A 21,027-nucleotide genomic window follows, 5' to 3' on the forward strand; every position below is an offset into this window, starting at 1 on the left:
AATAAGTTTTCAAATCATCTGGTGAGGTTGGTGAATATGAATATAGAAGTGAAATTAACGAATAAGGACGAGGCGTATGTGATTAAAAATATGTACCCGCTATACCTTCATGATCTATCTGGACATTATGGTCTGGGTGGAGAGCATGCCCCTAATGAACATGGCATTTTCGAACCAAGTCCTGATTATAAAACGTTACAGGATCAGTATGATGTACAGAACATATGGTGGGAAAAACCGGAGTGTCTTTATCCGTTCCTCATGATTGTGGATGGCCTACCGGCAGGTTTTGCATTTGTGGTTACTCCGCCATATTGCTCACAAGGCACGGATTTCTTTGTACATGATTTCTTTCTGATGCAGCCGTTTCGAGGTCTAGGTGTTGCTGAACATGCAGCATCGGTGATCTTCCGAATGTTTAGAGGAAACTGGGAGTTGTTCACCAATCCATCGGAGAAAAATAAGATCGGCCAATCTTTCTGGAGAAAAACAGTGGCTAATTATACCAAAGGTAGCTATCGGGAAATGTACGGGCAAACGTTCGATGGTTATAAATTGATCTTTCAATTCTCAAATCAACTCTGAAAAATTAAGTACGGATCTGTATCTAATATAAAGAGAGAGACCGTCTCCCTTTGCGGAAAACGATCTCTCTCTCCATTGCCCTTTATAAACTACCGTTGAAATAGTGATACTCGGAATTCACTTCAAAACCAACACTGCGGTACAGATTCAAAGCGCGTTTGTTCTCGGTAACAACGGATAGGCGAATATCTGTGTAACTTTGTTTCCTTAGGAGATCAACCAGGATGCTAAGCGCAGTGCGCCCCAGTTTCTGTCCCTGATAAGCAGGCAAGATACAGAAGTTATGAATAAATGCGGTTGTTGCATTAATGGAGTTGACCCGTACCAGCCCAACAGGCATTTGATTCTGCCATGCAATATAGGTGACTCGGCTGGGTTCATTTGTTTGCATAAAGTACTCGCGTGTCCAGTCCTCCGAATCTCCAAAGGCTTGGGAGGAGCAAGTGACCATAAACTCCACATCCTCGGTTTCTGCCACGGACAACGTTAGTTCAGGCGGCTCCACAACCGAAAGGACCTCATTCACAAGTTGCATCGAGTACTCCGCACGATCATAAATGGCTCCAAGGGATTGGGCAGTGAGAAGGCCCGGAGATAAGCCCTGAGGAACGCGATAACTGAGTTGGTTGATCCCCCGTGGTTTCATATCCAGGATGGCTCTTTTCAGTAGGCTGCCGAACACACCTTGGCGACGAAAATCTGGGTGTACGATGGCATTAATATTCCCGGTTACGCCGTCGGATGGATACCAACTGAGCAGTCCTACCAAATCACTGTGGCGATAACAGAGGAGTGCATGGTCTCCGTCTTTTTTGCTGATATGGTCAAGGTCTGCCTTTAGATGGACGGAATCCAGTTGTTTACATTGTTGTTCGAGCAAAATAATAGCATCAATCTGTTCCTTGGAATCATAGATCATAGGAACGACTTGATAAGTTGACATAGCTTTCACACCTTCATTTTTGAAGGAAACACGCAGTTATTGGACCCGCAGGCGCTATCCTTCGAGAGTTGGTCCAGTTGTAATTTTGATCATCATCATTATCTCCTCCAAATCACTTCCCGATGACTAAAACACATTCTATTATGCAGATGACACCTAATTAGAAATTAGTCCGCTCAAATGTGGCATCACTCTTCGTCGTTGAGCTACTGGATGAATTAATGGCGTCCAACTGTAACACATAATCATAATGCCGGATGTAATAGCCGGGCTGACTATACGATTGAAGGGATACTTTGGTGCTGTCGGCCCAACCAGGACTGCTCAGAAACGTAGCATCTCCCTTGTAGGCGGCGGTGTTGGCATAAGCTTCAAGTACAATTTTATTGCTGGCATTACGCTTCAGGAAGTAGCCTGGGAAGTTAATGGACTCCAGTGATATTCCCGTGGAGCTGGCAAGACCCGGTACGACGCGGAATTGTGAGTCCTGGGCAGGAGAGACGTTGGCATCCACGCGAGCGATGTAATTGGCATGACGGATGTATCGATCCGGAACGTTGTGTGAACTGAACCGGCTGTAACCTGTGGCTTCCGGTGTTGAAGGGCCCAACATTTTGACCTCGTGCAGAGTTGGGGTATACCAGTTCCCCGGATTATTCCACAAGACGGCGTTCACCATATTAATCCGCACATAACGAGCTGTGAAATGCACAGCATCCGTGGTGAAACCATAGGTAAGATTGTTGGTGCGGTCCAAGGTAGAGTAATTGACACCATCGTTGCTAATCTCGATTTTGTATTTGTAGTATCCTTCGGAACCTTTATACATAAACCAGGAGGTGTCGATCTCGGTAATCGTCTTTGGTGCGCCAAAGTCCACCTGCCACCAAGCAGGCCAGCTATTGGAGGAAGCGACCCATGAAGTCTGGTAGTTGCCATCATTGACACTGGATGCAGACGAGCCGGAGGCTGTGGAGCTGGCGGTAGCTGTTTTGCCTTGTGCGTGATTGACGAGAGCAGGAGGTGTTACCACTCCTGTTGCTGCATCGATATTCCACGTTGTATACCACTCCAGTGATGCTGTTCCGTTCGAATCATTCAAGGTTAGCGGCAGCCAGATATGTTTGTGCTCTCCGAGGTTCATCGGATTCCAGCGATCCCCCATGTAGATGTAGGATGTGGTGTTGCTGCCTATAATCGTGGCAATATCATGAATCTGTGAACCAAAGGCAGATGGATTGCCATATGGCGTAAGCGCAGTCCATGGACCCGTCATGGAAGTGGCTGTAGCATAAGCACCCTGATTCGGATACCAGCCAGCGGCTTGGGAGGTGAAGAGGTAGTAACGGTTTCCTTTTTTCACAACAGCAGGCGCTTCACGATAAGCATTCTCGAACAGCCAACCCTCGAAGGATTGTACTCCGGTGTAACTTGCATTCATTTTAAAAATAGCCATCGTATCATTGGCACCGCCATTTTTACGTGAAGCAGTAACCAGATAACCTGTGCCATCTGTATCAACAAAGACGGTCATATCACGGGATTCATAATTCATTGGGCGGAAGCTGCCCTCATAGGTGAATTTGCCATTCGGGGTATTGCTTGTTGCGACCGCTACACGCCCGAGGTTGTAGTCCGTACCGTTCTCATAGTGTGCCCAGAGCACATACTGATTGGTGGAGGCGTTATAGATGACTTTGGGACGTTCAATTTTGCTGGAGGCCAGCTCGGTTGCGGAATCTTTCGTCAGGATGGCATTGCTGAAAGTCCAGTTCTTCAGATCAGTGGAGGTGTAGACGTTCACACTGTCGAATCTGCCGCCCACTGCATGTTCACCGTACAGATAATACGTCGAGCCTACCTGCAGAATGTTGCCGCTGTTCGCATGGATGGGGTTGCCTGCGGTGTCGAGCCAATCGGTGCCATTGGTTATTGTGACACTTGCTGCGCTTGTTCGTTCAGGATGAAGTCCAAACAGGGTGAACGTGAGTGCAAAGACCAGAAACCAGACGGCTTTCCTGTTACCCATTACATACACCTCCCGAAAGATATCAGATATAATGTAGCGCTTTCATTTATATTGTAGTTGGGCTAGACTCTTTTTCAAGTGAACAATCCATCCATTACTGAACAAACCTTCATCTCTTCGGGATTGAGCGGTGAGAGCGGAGGAAATGTTGCTAAATATCAAGTACGATGATGTAGAGAGGATCAGGTACACGCGCTAAAATGAGGAGAGACTGATTTCACAACAGGGTTGGAGGGTGAACCGTCATGGACAAGTTTATTGTAGATGAAGACCTTCAGGTGATATTGCATAATGACGAGGATGGAACGAACACTCCGATTAAGGGAGGCATTACTGCTCAGGATTTTGAAGTCATCTCTACTTATCAAAAGGGATGGTTGACCTTCGCCTATCTGCGTGATCATCAGGGAATATGGTGGTTCAATGCTCACAAGAACAAGGCGAGTTTGTTCAGCCAGGATACGGAAGCTTTTTGTGTGATCGATGAAGATTACTGCTGCGACTCTCAGTACGTCTATCTGGAAGATCAGGCCGTGCCTAACTCCGATCCGAACAGCTTCCGGCTGTTGCCGGATACGCCCTACTTTGCTCAGGACCAACGATATTTATATGTGAAGAGCAGCACGCATTTTCATCTATTTGAGGAAATCGATACGAACTCTGTGATTGCTCATCACGACTATTGCACCGACAAGGACCATCTGTTCCATCTATCCAGCTCTCTTCGTTATGCGAATGGGGAAAAGGATGAGGTGAGGGCATGGCTGCAAGAACATCATCCCGACGTACATGGCTGGTGGCATGTGCATTATGCCCGCAGTGCAGAGGGCGCTACGCAGATCACAGGGAATTGGTATGAGACAGAGTTGTCTATTTTTTATAAAACCGAATGGGGCGGTACGGCTCATCGAGAAGCAAAAGCGGTATTCAACCTTATTCGTGGAGCAGACAGGTCTACCTTTGAACCGTTGGATGAGCAGTTTGCACGGGACCGGGAACGTGTTTATTTTCAGTGGCGTACTGTAAAAGGAGCGGACCCGGATACGTTCCAGTCACTAGGTGGACCCTTTGGTCGTGATGGCAAACATGTGTATTACAATGGTTACCATGTGGAAGAAGCTGACGCTCAGCAGTTTGAAACTTATGCCGGAACGGAGCATCTTGGCCTTTCCAAAGATCAGCAACATGTGTACCGTGCCGAGGTTGTTCGGACAAGTCAGCCTTTCGGTCAACCGGACGATGTGCTTCAGATGATCAAGGGGGCAGACGCAACAACGTTTGAGTTAATAACGCCTTCCGGCAGTTGGGCGGTGGATGCCGATCGTGTGTATCTATGGGGAAAACCGAATAAACATATCGATCGTGCCACCTTTACACATCTATTCGATGCCAATCCCCAGAGCTGGGCTATGGATCAGAATGGTCTATATAATGCCAATGGTAACCGCACGGTTAAGGGCGTGAGCAGCAGCTCACTTGTCATGCTGAATCAATATTGGGGCAAAGATGACCGTGTGGTGTTCAGCTTTGTGACGGGTGGGGTTTATAAGTCGGGAGATGCAGCGACGTTTATGGTTACGGATGATATCGGTGGTGCGGAGGATGCGTTATTTCGGTATACGGTGGAAGGCGGTACAGTGCGGAAAAAGAAGAGGTAAGTCGGACAGTAAGATTGCTTGTTCAAAAAGACTGGCTTTCAGTACCTAAAACAGCCGCGGTCTAAGACTTTACTTCAAGTCATAAACTGCGGCTGTCTTCATTTTAGGGTGAGTCTACTGTTACTAATCTGTATCTCCAGATAAACTATTTATAATTATTTAGGGGGCCTTTATCCATTTCAACTTCTACCATCTTTGAAGATCCCATCTTGAGCTTAGGTCTAAACTCTGAATCCGGTTTACTGTAAAGCTCCAGTGGGCTAATAATTACTCCATCTGGTGTATTATGAAGAATTCCGGGCACGCAGGTATAAATCCGATCGTTATTATTTGCATTCTTAGCGGATATCGTAACGGAGGTTCCATTCAGATTATCTATACTCATGGACACCTTGTATCTGTAGAATGAGCCTGATCCATTGGACTGAGCTGAATAAACCACAGGTACAACTGCAAGAATATCATCGTTTAACCTTAATTTAATAACTTCTGTCTTCGTTGATTGGCTACTTCTTCCAACATCACCCATATGTTCAACTATCCCTTTACCATAACTTTTGAGGGGTGGGGTTCCTGCCGCTCCAAACATTGCTACATCGATCTGCTCACCATTCTTTGTGTAGACTAAAGCGTATATATCATAATCTGTCCCAGTCTGCCAAGATACAGTCGCTGTAATTTCCGGTGTTTTATCAATGATAACGGATTTCTGCCCTTTAACCAGATTGATATTTCCCTTTACCTTTTCGAGGTTTATCGACGATAAGGTTTGTTTACTATTCTTATTTTCAGGAACTGTTACAGTCGGATCAGGTTCTGTTGTTATTGAATTTTGAGTAGTCTGGGGTTCGGAGGGTTTGTTCTGCTCATCCGCTTCAACCTCAACACCGTAAAGTTTACATAACCCTTCAAGCCCGGAATCAAATCCACGCCAGATTGCTTTTGCTTTTGTCTGACCATTCCTTAAATATAATTCCAATACGACAATTCCATTTTCATTGGTGAAACTGGATGGGGTTAACTGAATAATCGTCTTTCCGCTATCGATCTCTGCTTTTAAATTCTTTACATTTGAAAATCCAGTGCTGTTATCCTCTGTAAGGGTTATAGCTATTTTGGTAATACCTTCAGGAACTTTACTCATATCAAAATTGATTTTATGTACTTTTGTATTGCCTACTAGCTCAGATGGCATGAGGGTAGCTACACCTGATGAAGTTGTAGGTTGATTATAAAATATAATTCCACTATCACCTTGTACCCTATCCGAATCCGTTAAAAGGAATGCTGTTAAAGAAATATCTATTAAATTAGAAATTTCATGGCTAATTATAACGCTACCTTTTGCAGCACTCAGGGTTGTGTTTGCTCCCATCTGAAGAAACTGATTCATTTAAACCACTCCATTCTATAACAGTTCTTAATATAAATAGACTCTTTAATAGTGCCATTAAATCAATACATACTCAATAATTATTAGGCAGAGTGAGGCACTTCTTCCATTTCCGAAAATTCACCAATATCTCTGCCCGCTTTGAAGTTATATTATCTACGGTAACAGACATTTGCATAGAAAGTAACTCAAGGTAACCCCTGTTCCACAAAAATGCTGTTACTTTTGGTACAACTTAGGATCATTTCAGACCACAACATTGTTATAGTCTTCAATGATTGAAATCGTTTTATTTGCTACTTCACTACCGAGGGAGGCATACAATTTCTTATCGCCAATAATATAAAATTCTTTTTTTGCTCGTGTAGCTGCAACATTCATCATATTTGGAACAGAGACAGCCCATCTTGCCGCCCCACTGCTATCAGAGTCAGCCCCAAGAACAAAGTAGACAATCTTGGCCTCTTTCCCTTGAAAAGTATGAACAGTTCCAATGTTCGTTGTTTTTCCATTTTCTCGTTTTGTGAAGTTAATTCCATCTAATACTTGTACAAGTTTATTAGCCACATTGCTAAATGGGGTGATAACATAAATTTCATCCGCTAAATTCGGGTCTTCTTGCAAACGTTTATCAATTAGACTTTTCAGTAAATCAGCTTGTTCTTTAACAAATTTATCATTTGCTTTCCCCGTTGAGTCATACCATCGTGATTTACCTTGTGACTCATCTTCTGATTTACCTTGTACCATCAAATCGTCATACGATATTTTATTTGAAATCGTAAACATCGGATAGTCCGAACGTCTGTGCACCCAAAGAGGTATACCAATCCATTCATCCTCATTTTTTTGAAAACCATACTGACTTGTGGCATCCACAATGGTTTGAGTAGATGCATTAGCAGAGACAAATTTTTCATCAACTTTGTAAATTCTTCCGATCAAGGTCAGCACATTTGAATCTAACGACATTACTGGCTGTATTTGTGATGGATCGCCGACCACCATAACCTTTTTGCTTCTATAGATTGCGCCAACACTAGCTTGTGGTAGTGCTTGACCAGCCTCGTCTATGAATAAATTGCCTATTGAGTTTTCATTAAGATTTTTAAACATTCTCCCAAAACTAGCAAAAGTCGTGCTGATAACAGGGATAGCCAAATTTAACCATTGCCATGATTCCGAAATTAACTGAAGTCCGTTCTCTTTTCCAATGTACTCAGACGGTTTGCTCCAGATAATCCTCGCGGCCTTCAAACTCTTTCTGTTTTCATACAGAAATTGCTTTCTAACTTTTAAAGCTGAAATAAACAACTCTGATTGTAATTTACGAAATTGCATTGTAAACCATGGGTTAGATTTTTGAAGTTCATCATAGGATAGTGAAAAATCTAGTTCTTTAATGCCACTTTGAGATTTGAGGTTTTCCAGTACTGCAATTTCTTGTGCCGATTTTTCTAAAGCGTTATGTTGAGTAGTCATCCAACGTTCGAAGTCTGCTTTTGTGTCCTGGGTTTGTTTTTGAATATGCTCACTTTTTGTAGCAGTTTCTTTTAACCTATTTTCGAGTAGGATGCGCTCATTCAACCATTTCGTTTTTTGTTTAGATAGGTCATTTAAATGATCATTCGCATCATTCAGATTTTTGAAGTGCTGCTCAACTTTGGGTCGATTAAATATTTTATGAAACCACAAAGGGCTTGGTTTTTGTGAAGTGACTACATCATAATTTCTTTTAGCTTGAGCTTGTGGATCGATTAGGTTTTCTATCTCAATAGAAGCACTCGATATATCATCTTGAAGATTTAAACTTTCTTGTCTCAGTCTTTCAAATTCACGCGTCGCTTCTGCTTCTTGTGTGATTAAACTTGTACGTTTCTTTTTTTCTTCTTGTTCAAAATCAATATTTTGCTCGGTATACTTGGTTTTTGATTTTTGAAGTGAATGTATTTTCTCGCTATATTCCTGCATTTTTTCTCTTTCAATTTTCAATTCCTTATAGAGACGGGAGAATTCTTGATATACACCTTCACCTGTACTGGATTGATAATTATCTTCTAGATCTTTCTCAATTGCTTCTATGCTTAAAAGTAGCTTGTTCACATTTGTTGACGCGCCACCCTCTAACGAGAATACGCCCCAATTCTCCTCGTTTAAAGTTTCCCTTTTAATCTCACGATTTTTTCCGAAACCTTCACCGGTTAGTTTAGAATTAGATATATCTTTGAAATAATCTGCTTCATCCAATTGCTTTTGAAAATCGGCAGCAATTGTTTCTTTCTTTGGTAACTCCTTAACAATGTTTTGGACTGCCCCATTGTTTGAACTTGCAACAACAATATTTTTATCTGAAATGGAGGATGGTAAAATACCAATTTTAGCACTTTGCCAATAAACTAAACTTCTTTTTATCGTTTTATCAGAAAGTTGCACCATTTCCACTGCCTGTTGAACCACCAAATCAGCGAAAATATCTTTTAACAGAGTTGTTTTCCCTGTTCCTGGAGGACCATTGACACTACGAATCTCATTTTTATCGTGTAATGCTAGATTCACCGCAACCTGTTGCATGAATGAGAGTGCAAAAGCAGGGTTACTTGGAAAACGTCCTAACGGGTAATATTTAGGTTGTAAACTGTTTGTCTCAAAAATTTGTGAGTTAAAATGAAGTGACTTTTTATTTCCATCTAAATTCTGCCTGAATCCCGAAAAGCCATTAAAATAACGATCTAAATTTTTAGTAGTGATTACCTTTGCTTTATTTAAATCTTCAATAAAAAACGAATGTAAATTCACTTCTCCATTATCTAAGTTTTTCACAAATGCATAGCGAAAATTATTAGTGGAAACATTATACTTTTGCAAAAGTTCAGAAATGGCACTGTTAAATCCATCTTCAAATTTACTGTTCAAATCTTCTCTAAATGAGTTTTCGAATTTCGAAAAATCTTCTGGTAAATCACCATGTTGGCGGATATAACCGCTCATGGTAAAGAATAATTTGTCTGCTATAAATTCTAATTGGTTATCAAAATATATAGCGAAGGTGAATTTGTCAGATTTACTAACTTCTTCGTGGGTTTTTTCGATCTTGTGCTTCTCCCTCAATATTTCAACAACCTCTTCAAATTCGAAAATATCAAAATATAATACTAAACCCGAATTTTTATAGATCTTATCTTCTACATTTTGTTGTTTTTTTTGTTTAATTAAAAAGTCTGTAAAAAACGTATTCCAGTCTTCTTCCATGGTATGTAAGAGCTTTAGCGGTTTTTCTTTCTTAATAGATCCTTCGGATAGCTGCTCTATCGTAATCCAAGCATTTAAAATATCTTTCTTTTTATTCATGTTCTCCCCCCATTATCATCTGAAGACAAAAAGAAAAGCTCTTCAACCCTAGAGAGCTTCACTACACTAATGTACCAATCATTCATATACGATTTGACTTCTTCTAATAATACCATGTACTTTCCGCTGTCAGTCATTTTGCCCTACTTGTAAGCGTTCCAACGTATCGGTTGATGGGTAAACTCGAATGATTCTTTATTGCAATAAATACAATCTAATAACGACAAGCAGACCTGTCATAACTTCATGTTAGCAGGTCTGCTTGTCTTGTTTAAAGCGTTTAGGAAGGCAGTGCGACATTTACCAAACTTATTTATGACCTTTACGGACCTTGAGCTGCATCTTTTTGATCGTTGTATTCTGCATAAGCTCTAATACGAGTGGGCCTTTGCCATTCAGAATTTCCACATCTGTTACATTGTCTTGAATGGTAATGATCCCGATGTCGTCAGCCGTCACCCCTTCAAGCTTGGCGATGGTACCTACAAAGTCTACGGCACGAAGTTTCTTCTTCTTGCCTCCGTTGAAGTTCAGCTTCATGATCTGTTGGTTCAACTGTTCGCGCTTGTCCTTTTTACGTTCAGGAACGATCTTCAATCGCTTCTCAAAATCTTCTCTACGGCGATCTACAGCTTCCTCGGAAGGAGCTTTCACGACAGGGATTTCGAAACCGATATAGGATTCAATCTCGGCCAGCCGTCGGCCATCTTTCGGTGTAATCAACGTAATGGCTTTGCCTGTTTTGCCTGCGCGACCCGTACGGCCTGTGCGGTGAACATATCCCTCTTTTTCCAAAGGAATATCGTAGTTGATGACATGAGTAATATTGGTGATATCAATACCACGTGCGGCTACATCCGTCGCGATCAGATAACGGAATTGTCCCCGTCTGAAGGCGTTCATGACTTCGATCCGCTCATCCTGCTCCATGCCACCATGGATACGATCTGCTGGATAGTCAAGGTCAGCCATGACCCGGAACAGTTTATCCACATTCTCCTGCGTACGGCAGAACACGATGCAGCTATCCGGATTTTCCACAATGAACAAGTCCTGAAGCAGCGCGGTTTTGTTCACTTCTGGCACATGAATCACAGCATGTTCGATGGTGGCTGTGGTCAGTCCACTTGCTTTGATCTCGATCTCCACCGGCTTGTTCATGTATTTGCGTGACAGCTTGGCTACATCTTCAGGGAACGTAGCGGAGAACAACATCGTTACGCGCTCCTGCGGCAGTTTCTGGATGATGGACTGTACCGTCTCAATAAAGCCCATATTCAACATCTCATCGGCCTCGTCAATAACGAGATAGGCAATCCGTTCGAGTGGCAGCGTGCCGCGTTCGATATGATCCAGTACCCGGCCTGGTGTACCAACAGCCACGTGGGTTCTTTGTTTTAACTCCGCTTTTTGGATATGAAAAGGGGACTGCCCGTATAGTGCGGTTGCTTTAATACGCTTAAAGCGCCCGATATTCGTAATATCTTCGTTAACCTGCAAAGCCAGTTCCCGGGTTGGTGTAAGAATCAAAGCCTGTGGCTTATTCTCATTCCAATCCACCAGCTCGCAGAGCGGAATGCCGTAGGCGGCTGTTTTACCACTGCCTGTCTGTGATTTGACCACAAGATCCTGGTTTTCCAGTGCTACAGGAATAACTTTGGTTTGTACCTCGGTTGGTGTCTCATAGCCCAGACTGTCCAGTGCTTTTACGATCTCTTCACCAAGTCCATAATCTTTAAATTGTTGCTCGCTCATTGTTTACCTCTTTTGCGTTAGTTTTGAATACTCTACATACAAGCATTGCACCGTACATTTATCGTATACCTCTTCATTATACTCTATATGCAGGCAGGCTAACGGAGTAAATGCTTCGAGTGTGTAAATTGTTTTCATGATTTCTGATTTGAGGGAGCAACCACCCGTTGCTATTCGTAGGCGAATACTCTAAATTTCTGAAATGTGTATCATAACGCTCCACGTGAAACGAAATGTATCGGCATATTTTGCTTGGTATTAATGAATGACCATCTTCACAGCCTTGGTTTGGGGAGGGTAAGATTGAGCTATAACTCCATTGATCCACACTTCTGCACTTCGACCAACGAGTGTCTCATCCAAAGAGACGGTGACAGTCTGTCCTTCGATGATGAGTTCGGCGTTCTTGCTGAGCGAAATCCAAATCGGTCCTGATTCAACACCTCCATCTTCTTTATTCTCTATGAGTACCTGACCTCTTTCTTCCTCAAAATCCTTAATAATTCCTCGTACATGTGGCTTCTCTTTCACTTGTTCTACGGACTTCTCTGTGCATCCAAGAGTGAACAAGAGCATGATGACTGGTAATAAGGATAACCTTCGTACAATGGACATCGGGTTACTCACCTCTCATCCTTTTTAATACATCTATAAATATGGACGTTACCTGAGGCGACGAAGTTCCTATATATCAATAAAAAAGAACCAAAATCATTCGATTCAGTCTGGTACTGAAAATTGGAATATGTTAGCATATAGTTAACTTACTGAACGGAGGGATACGTGTGGTAAATTTTTTTCGATTGAGATAGTAGCGGAACGTTTGCTTGCGCTTGCTGTTTCACTGCCTGTGTGCAGATCATCGGGAGAAGTTTGCCTGTTTACACGTATGCCGTTATTTGTAGTGGACACTCTTGCATAAGAGTGGTTCTTTAATGTACTACTACGGGGATGCACAAAAATAGGTATAGCCCTATTCCGAGATCGAATGCACAGGCATGAATGTCTGTGTTTTTTATTTTTCCAAGGAAAAGGGGAGGTTTGGATATGACAAAGTCAAATGAACAAGTGGATTTCACACAGGGAATATGGTTGCTGGCTGAACAAAATGGGCTTCAAATCCGCAAGGAATCGATGGAAATCAATGAGTCCGGGATGGACTTCCGGGTAGCCTTCGCCACTGATATAAGTGGACAAAAGTGGGTTCTGCGTCAGCCGCGGCGTAAAGACGTATGGGGGCGTGCCGAGAATGAACGTAGAGTACTGGATGTTGTCCGGGGGAGTATTCCGGCACAGGTGCCGGACTGGCGAATCTGCACGCCCGAACTTATCGCTTATCCACTATTGGATGGCGACCCGATTGCAGTGGTAGATCCTGCTGGCGCAGGATATGCGTGGCGTTTCCCGCAGGAGACCTTGTCTGACGAGTTCCTGGATTCACTGGCTGCTACACTTGCCGCATTGCACAACATTGATCCTGAGGAGGCGGCCAAGGGCGGAGTTCGGATCAAGACGCCTATGGAAGCTCGCAAAGAATTTGCAGCCAATATAGAGGAGATTAAAAAGAATTTTACGGTACCGGACCAACTGGCGGAACGCTGGACGGTGTGGCTGTCTGTAGGTAGCTATTGGCCGAAGCACTCGACGTTTAATCACGGTGATCTGCACCCACCGCATATCATTGTCGATGATACACAGCGGGTAACCGGACTCATCGACTGGACGGAAGCGGAGATCGCTGATCCGGGTAAGGATTTTGTAATCCTTTATGGACTTTTCCAAGATGATGGACTGCGCGATCTGCTGAAGCGATACGAGAAGGCAGGGGGAAGGACATGGTCTCAGATGTTTGAGCATATTCGGGAACAATGGGCTGCTTACCCGGCACTGGTTGCCAAATTTGCTCTAACCACAGGGGAAGAGTCGACGATGGAAATGGCGAGAGGCATGCTGGCAAACTGGGATGTGAGGCGGGATTAGGTGCTCCAGTGAAGGTGGATAAGGTTGTAACAGGTGAGGATGTAGAAAAGGATACGTTTCTCTTTTACAATGCTGACTTTGCAGGGATGGAGCCAGATCTCAAACCAGGAACAAGAATCGTTACAACGGTCAAAAAGGGATCTAGCCCTGAGCAAAGTGGCGGTTATTCGTTTACACGTTATGGCACGTACTATATTGTTGATGGAGACTACGTGTTTAATGCATATGAGGGGGATTCTGAGGAGCTGCGTGAATTTACAGAAGAAACCAATGGCATACAGCTGGACTCTTTTATTTAGAAGATCAAGAACTTGTCAGAAAGCTAGAGGGCTTTATTCACGAGGGGAGTTGCTGCAGTATCGGTAACTGCTTGTTAACATAGCAAAGGGCGATCCCGACCATGATTTCCATGGGAGAATCGCCCTTTTTCTTTTTCGTTAAGCGCGATGCGTAACGATTATGCCTATTTCAAAATGCTCACATATTTTCCGTATACAAATGCTACACGTCCATCCAGCTTCACTTTTACCCAACCATACTTGTCTGTGCTAATTACATCAAGCAGGGTGCCTTTAGGTAACGCAGCAACGACCTTCGCTTTGGATGAAGCGCCAGCGCGTACGTTCAGGTAAGCCGCTGTAACCTTGGCTTGTTTACCCTTGGTGACGCTACCCGGCTTACCAGTGTTTGGTGTTGATGGTTTGCCAGGTTTCGACGTGCCTGGAGTCGGTGTCGGTTTAGATACTGTTGGTGTTGTCGGTTTCTCAGGTGTAGGTGTTGTCGTACCACCATCGCCACCTGCTGCCACTTTGCGAGCCTTGTTCAACTGTTGATAGAACGCTCCCTTGGTTTTCACGCCTGCGAATTGTGCTGCACTCACACCTGCTTTGGCAGATAGCGTATCAATCTCTTCTTGAGTCACTGTATCCAAAATGTTAATGGAGGCAATATTGGTGTATTTGCCATCTTCCGTTGTTGGCACAGACATGATGCCATCGTTAATTAACTCCACCACATCTGCACGTTCTGGTGCAGTCAGGTCTACGCCGGTGATTTTCCAGTTGTGCTGAATCTTCGGTTCGTAGACACCCTTCATGACATCTTTCAGATAGGCGATGGACAGGTTACGAATCGTACCCTGGATCTCGCCAAATGCCGAGGCATCCTTGGAGGACCAGAGCTGCTTGAACTTACGCCCTTCCATGGCGCCACCTTTGGCAATCAGGGCTTCCATTCGATAGGCGTTCAGGCCAAGTTTCAACGTATCGTCTTCTTTTACTGTCGTACCGTTACTGTACTTGAGATTTGTAATCCGACTGCCGTATGGTTTGGTCAGGTCAATCTCATACGTCACGCCGCCGAAGAAATCATCGGTGCTGTATTTGGAAGCACGTCGTTTCGGATCGAAACTAATGGTCACATCACCAGGGCGTGTAGAGTTGAAGTACCCCGCAGACCACTCCATGTAATCCATCAAATCACGTCCGGTCACTTCATACACGGTTACTTCACCGAAGGTGTACTGGTAGTTGAACGCAATATCCTTCTTCTTGATCGGGCCTACATCCAGTTTGGCCTTGTCGTTATCTATCTGGTGCGCGACCACATCGGCATCGCTATAATGCAGCATGACTTCGGTGAAGAAGTCTGAGAGTGGAGTCTCCTGGATCTGCACAGCAGGGATACCCTTAATCTCATCAGCAGGGACCAGGTTCGTGCCTTTCAGTTCAGCCACTTCAATGTTGGCATCGGCACGAGCGAACTCGTGGAACGGGTGCAAGGTCTCTTCCAACGCAGGATCAGAGACTTCATATGTTCCATCTGCTGCTTTCACAGCGAGAGCTTGAGCTTCCTTGCTTTTCAGCACAACTTTGTCGCCGTCTTTTTCAAATGTAAGGTCAATTCGAGAGATATGTGAGCCATATTTATTCGGTTCGGAAATCAATACGCCGTTAACCGTTTGGGATTCAATCAAGGTATGCATGTGTCCGGCAAAAATGGCAGCCAGCTCCGGGTTGGCGTTGGCGATATCCGTCACTCCGGTTCCCGGATTTCCGTTCTCGTTGTCCAGGCCCATATGCATGAGTCCAACCATGACATCGACTTTGCCTTTCAGCTCAGCAACGGCCTTCTTGGTCTCTTCCACAGGATCTTTGACGATGATGCCATCCAGATGATCCGTCCCTTTTTCAAACTCGGTAATCATAGGTGTGTTCATTCCGATAACACCCACTTTGATTCCGTCTTTCTCAATAATCGTATAGGCAGGCATGTAGCGGTCGCCGTTTTCTTTGAAAATGTTACCCACGAGAGGTTGTCCATTGAATTGGGAAGAGATCTTCTCCAGTACGTCCAGCCCAAAGTTAAACTCATGGTTACCCATAACCCATGCGTCATATTTCATTTCGTTCATTGCAACCATCATGGGAGATTGAGGTTGATCATTGAACAACTCAGCCGAGTTATCCTGAATCATGTCTCCTGCATCCAACAGGATCGTATTGGGATTCTCCGCACGAACTTTTTTCACAATCGTGTAGAGCTGTGTCATGCTACCAGTTGGATTTGGACCGTCCAGAGCGTAGTCCCACGGCATAAATCGACCATGTATATCCGATGTACCCAGCAACGTAATCTTGGTCTCCTTGTCTGCCTCAGCAGCCTGAACCGGAGTGGAAGCAAAAGGGGCGAACAAAATGGAGGCACATAAGAGGAATGATAAGGGCCATCCGGCGAAACGTTTCGTTGAAATTTTGCGCATGTTGTAATCTCCCTTGTTATCTAGTGTATGTAAAGATATGTATCATTTTATACTAGATAAACATGTGGTGAATGTAAACTCCAATGTAAGAGTTATGTTGGATTTAAGAGTGAGAATCTATAAAAAGCTTCAGAAAAATCACTAAATTATATTTTTCTACAATAAAATACTATAATTTGACAGGTGTTAAAAACCAAAATTATCCAGTAAAATGATGTTTGTAAGCGCTTAACAAAAAAATGAATACTAAGGAGGAAAATCATTGATTAAGTCTAAGTGGTTCAAAACAGTCGGCTCACTGGCATTGGTAGGGATTCTCGCTGCTTCTGTTGCGGTTGGTAGTGTGAGTGCTGGTTTGGCGAAAGGTAGCAAATTTCTGGGCAATATTATTGCCAACCAGGTTCCTTCGAATTTTAGCCCATATTGGAATCAGGTAACTCCAGAGAACTCAACCAAGTGGGATGCTATCGAAGGCACACGCAACGTAATGAATTGGGGCCAGGCGGACATGGCGTACAACTATGCTAACAACAATGGATTTCCGTTCAAATTCCATACGCTCGTATGGGGAAATCAACAGCCGAATTGGATTAACAGTCTCTCAGCCGCAGATCAGAAGGCTGAAGTGACCCAATGGATTAAAGCCGCAGGACAGCGGTATTCGAAGTCTGCCTTCGTTGATGTGGTGAATGAACCTCTGCATGCAAAACCATCCTACCGCAATGCCATTGGTGGAGATGGGGCAACGGGTTGGGACTGGGTTATCTGGTCATTCCAACAGGCGAGACAAGCCTTCCCTAACTCCAAATTGTTAATCAACGAATATGGAATTATCGGTGATCCGGCCAAAGCGGACCAATATATCCAGATTATCAACCTTCTGAAGAACAGAGGTTTAGTCGATGGTATTGGAATTCAAGCGCATTACTTCAATATGGACAATGTCTCTGTAAGTACGATGAACACGGTATTGAACAAGCTTGCAGCGACTGGATTGCCAATCTATGTATCCGAGCTGGATATGACAGGTGATGACAATACGCAGTTGCAACGTTATCAGCAGAAATTCCCTGTGCTGTGGAAACACTCTGCTGTTAAAGGTGTGACGCTGTGGGGTTACAACCAGAATCAAACCTGGCAGGCTGGCTCCCACTTGGTCAATAGCAACGGTACAGAACGTCCGGCTATGCAATGGTTGAGAAATTACCTGGCGAACAATCCTTAAGTTTACGTATTGACGAGTCTGAGCTTCCATGTAAATCGGTTGATTATATAACACCAAATAGCGCCTGTTCCACATGATCAGTATGGGAACATGGCGCTATTGATGTCTGCACTTGTAACGATGTGTTGAATTCGTTATTGCGGTTGGATAACCATGCTGTTGAATGAATCGGCTTCCAGTTCCATGTGTAGGGTCTGTCCTTCTTCAAGGGTTAGATACAGGTCACGACGGTCCTGGAATGGATTATTAATGACAATGATGAGACTGTTATCCGGGTTGCGGAAAGCGACGGATTTACCGCTCCAGGCGCCAGACAAGCCGACTCTTCGAGCACCAGGAACAATATGATGAGCGAAGTGTTTCATCACATAATACTCCGGGTTTCGAGTAACCTCCTTATTGTCCGGATCTACAGTGATCATGGAGTTCTGCTCCCAGCCCCATGTGCTGCGGCCTTTGGGTTCCAGAACCATGTTCCAGTAGATGTACGCGTTCACTCCGTTGCTGAAGTAATGCTGGTAGAGGTTATATACATATTTGGCGTAGTTCCATGAGTTGCTGCCATCACCGCATTCGTTCTCGGTTTGCATATAACGCAGCTCCGGATAACTCGCTGAGGTACGTTGAATGGCATTTTTGCCTGCCCATTGATACCCAACACCTTTGATATAGGAATAGGCCTTTGGATCACTCAGGACAAGCCCGGCATACTCGTCGAAGTCATTTGTTTTTTTCTTGATTAATTCCTCCCATGGGTCAGGAGCGTTGATTGTCCCCAGCCAGATTTCCGTATCCAGGCCGTGTTGGTCAAAAGCCGGGCCCAGATAATCGGCGATAAACTCACGAAGCTGCTCGCCTGTCCACATGCAAGAAGGGAATTTCTGATCTGCAATCACTTCGTTCTGCACATGCACCTGATGGATGGTAATGCCTGCGTCACGGTAAGCCTGTACAAATTTTACAAAATACAGGGCGTAGGCCTCCAGAATATCTTTCTCCCAGCGCAGTGTCCCATAGTTATAGGCTTTGGGTGACTTCATCCACGTTGGCGGACTCCATGGCGAGGCGAAGAATTGCAGGTTTGGGTTATAACTCAGAGCTTCCTTGATGTAAGGAATCAGATATTTGAAATCACGTTTGATCGAAAAATGTTCCATGGCCACGTCGCCGTCCACTTCGTTGTGACTATACCACTGCTCTGCATAATCACTTGCGCCGATGGGCAGGCGACAGATGTTAAACTTGTGCTCACCCTCTGGATGGAAGAGAGAGTGAAATACCTCATGGCGCTGCTCCTCATTCAAGTGGGACAAAGCAATATAACCAAGCTCGTTAAAACAGCCACCAAACCCTTCCACAAGCTGGTGCTGTTCACCCGTCAGTTTTAAGTTAGCGCTTTCATTTGTCGGCAAAAAAGATAGCTCTCTCCACGGGTTGTCTTGGGTTGTGGAATAACCAGTGAGCATTAGTGTCATGCGAATTTCCTCCTCGATTGAACCTCAGTTGTCATATATATTACGTTCAGTATAACAACTGCCGCGGTAAAAGAAGATGTGCTAAACCGTGTGAAATTTACCCTAATCCAAGATAAAGCATCACGAGTTTGTTTCCGCACGGACAGATCGTATGCTGTATTTGCTTGTAATCGGCGATGTCCATATACCATTATCCAATGTCATAACACAACAGCCATAACACAACAGCCATAACACAACAAAATCCCCGCTGATTGTTCAGACGGGGACTTTCGCTATGTTTTTCTTAAGGCTGTACAGTCTCACCAAGCTGTTTATTTTCAAAAATCAGAATCGTTTTGCTGCTTCCGATATATGCAACCGTCGTATTGAATTGCTCCGAGATGAAGCGTACCGGTACAAAAGCTTTACCATTTTTCATCAGAAGAGGAGCATCATTGATCGCAAGCGTATCATCCACAACAACTTGTTTGTTGCCCACGCTCCAGCGGATGGTCTTGTCATTCTGTGTGATCACAGCTTCCCGCGTACCGCTGTTCCAGTTCACACTGGCATTTAACTGCTCCGAGACAAAACGCAGAGGCACATAGGTCCGGCCTTCATCGATAAAAGGTGCAGCATCCAGTGCATAAGCACGGTCCCCGACATAGGCGGTGGTAGACCCTTCAATCAGACGCTGGAAGCTACCCTGCGGCGTTCGTTTCTGCTCCCGCACATTCATCCGGTTCATAAGCTGCATCGTATGACTGCCACTCACAACATCCAGATAATTGTTCTGCACCGTGAGTCCGGCAGGCTCAACCTCTGAGACGGAAGTCTGAATACCGGACGATAACGAGGTAGACGCCGAGATATCCTGTATAGCGTTTGTCGCTGACTGATCACGGGTAAACGTAAAACCTGCGATTGGTGTCAGATCCCACACCCGGTTGTTGGATAATTTTAATACGTCCAGGCTGGAAAGCTGCCGTAAAGGTTCCAGATCATAGATCTGATTGGATTCTGCATTCAGCTCTGTTAGCCCAGTCAGCCCCTCAAGCCCCTTGAGATGCTGTACTTGGTTACCAGAGATATCAAGTGTCCGAAGGCGTGTCATGTGCTCCAGTGGTGTCAGATCCGTGATTTGGTTGCCTGCCACATTCAGATTCCGCAGTGTATTTGGCAGTTCAGCCAGTACGTCCAGCGTCTGAACCTGGTTGTTTGCTACATTGAGTTGTTGGAGCCGGGTTTTACCCATGAGTGGTGTCAGATCGTTAATCGTATTGTTCGAGATCTCAAGCCACTTCAGTGCATCCGCATCCGAGAGAGCCGCAAGACTGGCAATCTGGTTACCGCTGGCGTGGAACGTATGTAATCGGTTGAATCCACGTACAACCTCTATGGAAGAAATGGAATTGTTGCTGATATATAGCCGTCCCAAGTCTTTCAATTCAGTAAGTGCGTCTATGGATGTAATGTAATTATTGCGAACATCGATTTCCCGAAGCTGGGTTAGGTGCTCCAGCGGTGTGAGATCCTCAATCTCATTTCCATATAATCGGAGGTGAGTCAGATTGGTTGCATATTCGAGACCGGAGAGGCTGTGAATACCTGCATTGCTCAGATCCACCACCTCAAGCTGCTCCAGATCCGTTGAAGTTAATGGAACATCCAGAGGTTTGTTCAGGATTAACTTCAGTCCGTCCTCCAAAGCGGGATCTTCAATGATTCCCTCGCCCAAGTCCGTAGTTGTGTAAGCCATGGCTTGCCCCGATGCCCCGAGACTCAGGATGAATACTAGAAATAGTAGCGTCATTCTTCTCATTGCATGCATTCCCTCCGATTTTTAGAATTATAAAATAATCCGAACAGATTGAGTTAGATAAGTATAGTATT

At 44.4% G+C, this 21,027-nt stretch carries 14 protein-coding genes; 5 read left to right on the forward strand and 9 right to left on the reverse strand.

What is annotated here, in order from left to right:
- Positions 1-36: 36 nt before the first annotated feature.
- Positions 37-585, forward strand: coding sequence for a hypothetical protein (locus J2X75_RS18585; protein ID WP_310338846.1), 549 nt, complete (start codon positions 37-39; stop codon positions 583-585).
- A gap of 82 nt (positions 586-667) precedes the next feature.
- Here J2X75_RS18585 and J2X75_RS18590 read toward each other — a convergent pair whose 3' ends face one another.
- Together J2X75_RS18590 and J2X75_RS18595 are read right to left on the reverse strand one after the other, a co-directional pair.
- On the reverse strand, positions 668-1,528 hold the full coding sequence (locus J2X75_RS18590; RefSeq protein ID WP_310338849.1) for a GNAT family N-acetyltransferase: 861 nt from the start codon (positions 1,526-1,528) through the stop codon (positions 668-670).
- A gap of 160 nt (positions 1,529-1,688) precedes the next feature.
- A complete protein-coding gene (locus J2X75_RS18595; protein ID WP_310338852.1) occupies positions 1,689-3,557 on the reverse strand; it encodes an AbfB domain-containing protein in 1,869 nt (622 codons plus the stop codon).
- 245 nt (positions 3,558-3,802) lie between these two features.
- Here J2X75_RS18595 and J2X75_RS18600 point away from each other — a divergent pair, with 245 nt between their 5' ends.
- Positions 3,803-5,215: a DKNYY domain-containing protein gene (locus J2X75_RS18600; protein ID WP_310338854.1), complete on the forward strand. Its 1,413-nt coding sequence runs from the start codon at positions 3,803-3,805 to the stop codon at positions 5,213-5,215.
- A 145-nt stretch (positions 5,216-5,360) separates the two neighbouring features.
- Here the strand turns inward: J2X75_RS18600 and J2X75_RS18605 are convergent, their stop codons facing one another.
- The 4 genes from J2X75_RS18605 to J2X75_RS18620 form a co-directional block, all read right to left on the reverse strand.
- The gene (locus J2X75_RS18605; RefSeq protein WP_310338857.1) at positions 5,361-6,608 is read right to left on the reverse strand and encodes a TerD family protein; all 1,248 of its coding nucleotides are present in this window, start codon (positions 6,606-6,608) and stop codon (positions 5,361-5,363) included.
- Between the two features lie 246 nt (positions 6,609-6,854).
- On the reverse strand, positions 6,855-9,956 hold the full coding sequence (locus J2X75_RS18610; RefSeq protein WP_310338860.1) for an AAA domain-containing protein: 3,102 nt from the start codon (positions 9,954-9,956) through the stop codon (positions 6,855-6,857).
- Positions 9,957-10,265: 309 nt separating this feature from the next.
- Positions 10,266-11,711 (reverse strand): DEAD/DEAH box helicase, encoded by a 1,446-nt coding sequence (locus J2X75_RS18615; protein ID WP_310338863.1) that lies wholly within the window; start codon positions 11,709-11,711, stop codon positions 10,266-10,268.
- A 258-nt stretch (positions 11,712-11,969) separates the two neighbouring features.
- Positions 11,970-12,326, reverse strand: a complete 357-nt coding sequence (locus tag J2X75_RS18620) for a hypothetical protein (protein ID WP_310338866.1) — start codon at positions 12,324-12,326, stop codon at positions 11,970-11,972.
- A gap of 432 nt (positions 12,327-12,758) precedes the next feature.
- On the opposite strand from J2X75_RS18620, the gene J2X75_RS18625 reads away from it, so the two are divergent.
- Both J2X75_RS18625 and J2X75_RS18630 read left to right on the forward strand, forming a co-directional pair.
- The gene (locus tag J2X75_RS18625) at positions 12,759-13,691 is read left to right on the forward strand and encodes a macrolide 2'-phosphotransferase (protein WP_310338869.1); all 933 of its coding nucleotides are present in this window, start codon (positions 12,759-12,761) and stop codon (positions 13,689-13,691) included.
- A 14-nt stretch (positions 13,692-13,705) separates the two neighbouring features.
- The gene (locus J2X75_RS18630) at positions 13,706-13,990 is read left to right on the forward strand and encodes a hypothetical protein (protein ID WP_310338872.1); all 285 of its coding nucleotides are present in this window, start codon (positions 13,706-13,708) and stop codon (positions 13,988-13,990) included.
- A 164-nt stretch (positions 13,991-14,154) separates the two neighbouring features.
- Here the strand turns inward: J2X75_RS18630 and J2X75_RS18635 are convergent, their stop codons facing one another.
- On the reverse strand, positions 14,155-16,452 hold the full coding sequence (locus tag J2X75_RS18635; protein ID WP_310338876.1) for a 5'-nucleotidase C-terminal domain-containing protein: 2,298 nt from the start codon (positions 16,450-16,452) through the stop codon (positions 14,155-14,157).
- 262 nt (positions 16,453-16,714) lie between these two features.
- On the opposite strand from J2X75_RS18635, the gene J2X75_RS18640 reads away from it, so the two are divergent.
- Entirely contained in the window at positions 16,715-17,677 is a 963-nt protein-coding gene (locus J2X75_RS18640; protein ID WP_091012361.1) for an endo-1,4-beta-xylanase, read from the forward strand.
- 134 nt (positions 17,678-17,811) lie between these two features.
- Here the strand turns inward: J2X75_RS18640 and J2X75_RS18645 are convergent, their stop codons facing one another.
- Entirely contained in the window at positions 17,812-19,143 is a 1,332-nt protein-coding gene (locus tag J2X75_RS18645; RefSeq protein ID WP_310339466.1) for a glycoside hydrolase family 30 protein, read from the reverse strand.
- 295 nt (positions 19,144-19,438) lie between these two features.
- The gene (locus J2X75_RS18650) at positions 19,439-20,956 is read right to left on the reverse strand and encodes a leucine-rich repeat domain-containing protein (protein WP_310338880.1); all 1,518 of its coding nucleotides are present in this window, start codon (positions 20,954-20,956) and stop codon (positions 19,439-19,441) included.
- Positions 20,957-21,027 lie beyond the last annotated feature (71 nt).

This window comes from Paenibacillus sp. 2003 (genome assembly GCF_031455635.1).
GTDB classification, from domain to species: Bacteria; Bacillota; Bacilli; order Paenibacillales; family Paenibacillaceae; genus Paenibacillus; species Paenibacillus amylolyticus_B.

What these genes read in the sequence shown, in the direction of transcription:
- J2X75_RS18585 (WP_310338846.1), top strand. Translation starts at nt 37, where the DNA reads ATGAATATAGAAGTGAAATTAACGAATAAGGACGAGGCGTATGTGATT.
- J2X75_RS18590 (WP_310338849.1), bottom strand. Translation starts at nt 1,528, where the DNA reads ATGTCAACTTATCAAGTCGTTCCTATGATCTATGATTCCAAGGAACAG.
- J2X75_RS18595 (WP_310338852.1), bottom strand. Translation starts at nt 3,557, where the DNA reads ATGGGTAACAGGAAAGCCGTCTGGTTTCTGGTCTTTGCACTCACGTTC.
- J2X75_RS18600 (WP_310338854.1), top strand. Translation starts at nt 3,803, where the DNA reads ATGGACAAGTTTATTGTAGATGAAGACCTTCAGGTGATATTGCATAAT.
- J2X75_RS18605 (WP_310338857.1), bottom strand. Translation starts at nt 6,608, where the DNA reads ATGAATCAGTTTCTTCAGATGGGAGCAAACACAACCCTGAGTGCTGCA.
- J2X75_RS18610 (WP_310338860.1), bottom strand. Translation starts at nt 9,956, where the DNA reads ATGAATAAAAAGAAAGATATTTTAAATGCTTGGATTACGATAGAGCAG.
- J2X75_RS18615 (WP_310338863.1), bottom strand. Translation starts at nt 11,711, where the DNA reads ATGAGCGAGCAACAATTTAAAGATTATGGACTTGGTGAAGAGATCGTA.
- J2X75_RS18620 (WP_310338866.1), bottom strand. Translation starts at nt 12,326, where the DNA reads ATGTCCATTGTACGAAGGTTATCCTTATTACCAGTCATCATGCTCTTG.
- J2X75_RS18625 (WP_310338869.1), top strand. Translation starts at nt 12,759, where the DNA reads ATGACAAAGTCAAATGAACAAGTGGATTTCACACAGGGAATATGGTTG.
- J2X75_RS18635 (WP_310338876.1), bottom strand. Translation starts at nt 16,452, where the DNA reads ATGCGCAAAATTTCAACGAAACGTTTCGCCGGATGGCCCTTATCATTC.
- J2X75_RS18645 (WP_310339466.1), bottom strand. Translation starts at nt 19,143, where the DNA reads ATGCTCACTGGTTATTCCACAACCCAAGACAACCCGTGGAGAGAGCTA.
- J2X75_RS18650 (WP_310338880.1), bottom strand. Translation starts at nt 20,956, where the DNA reads ATGAGAAGAATGACGCTACTATTTCTAGTATTCATCCTGAGTCTCGGG.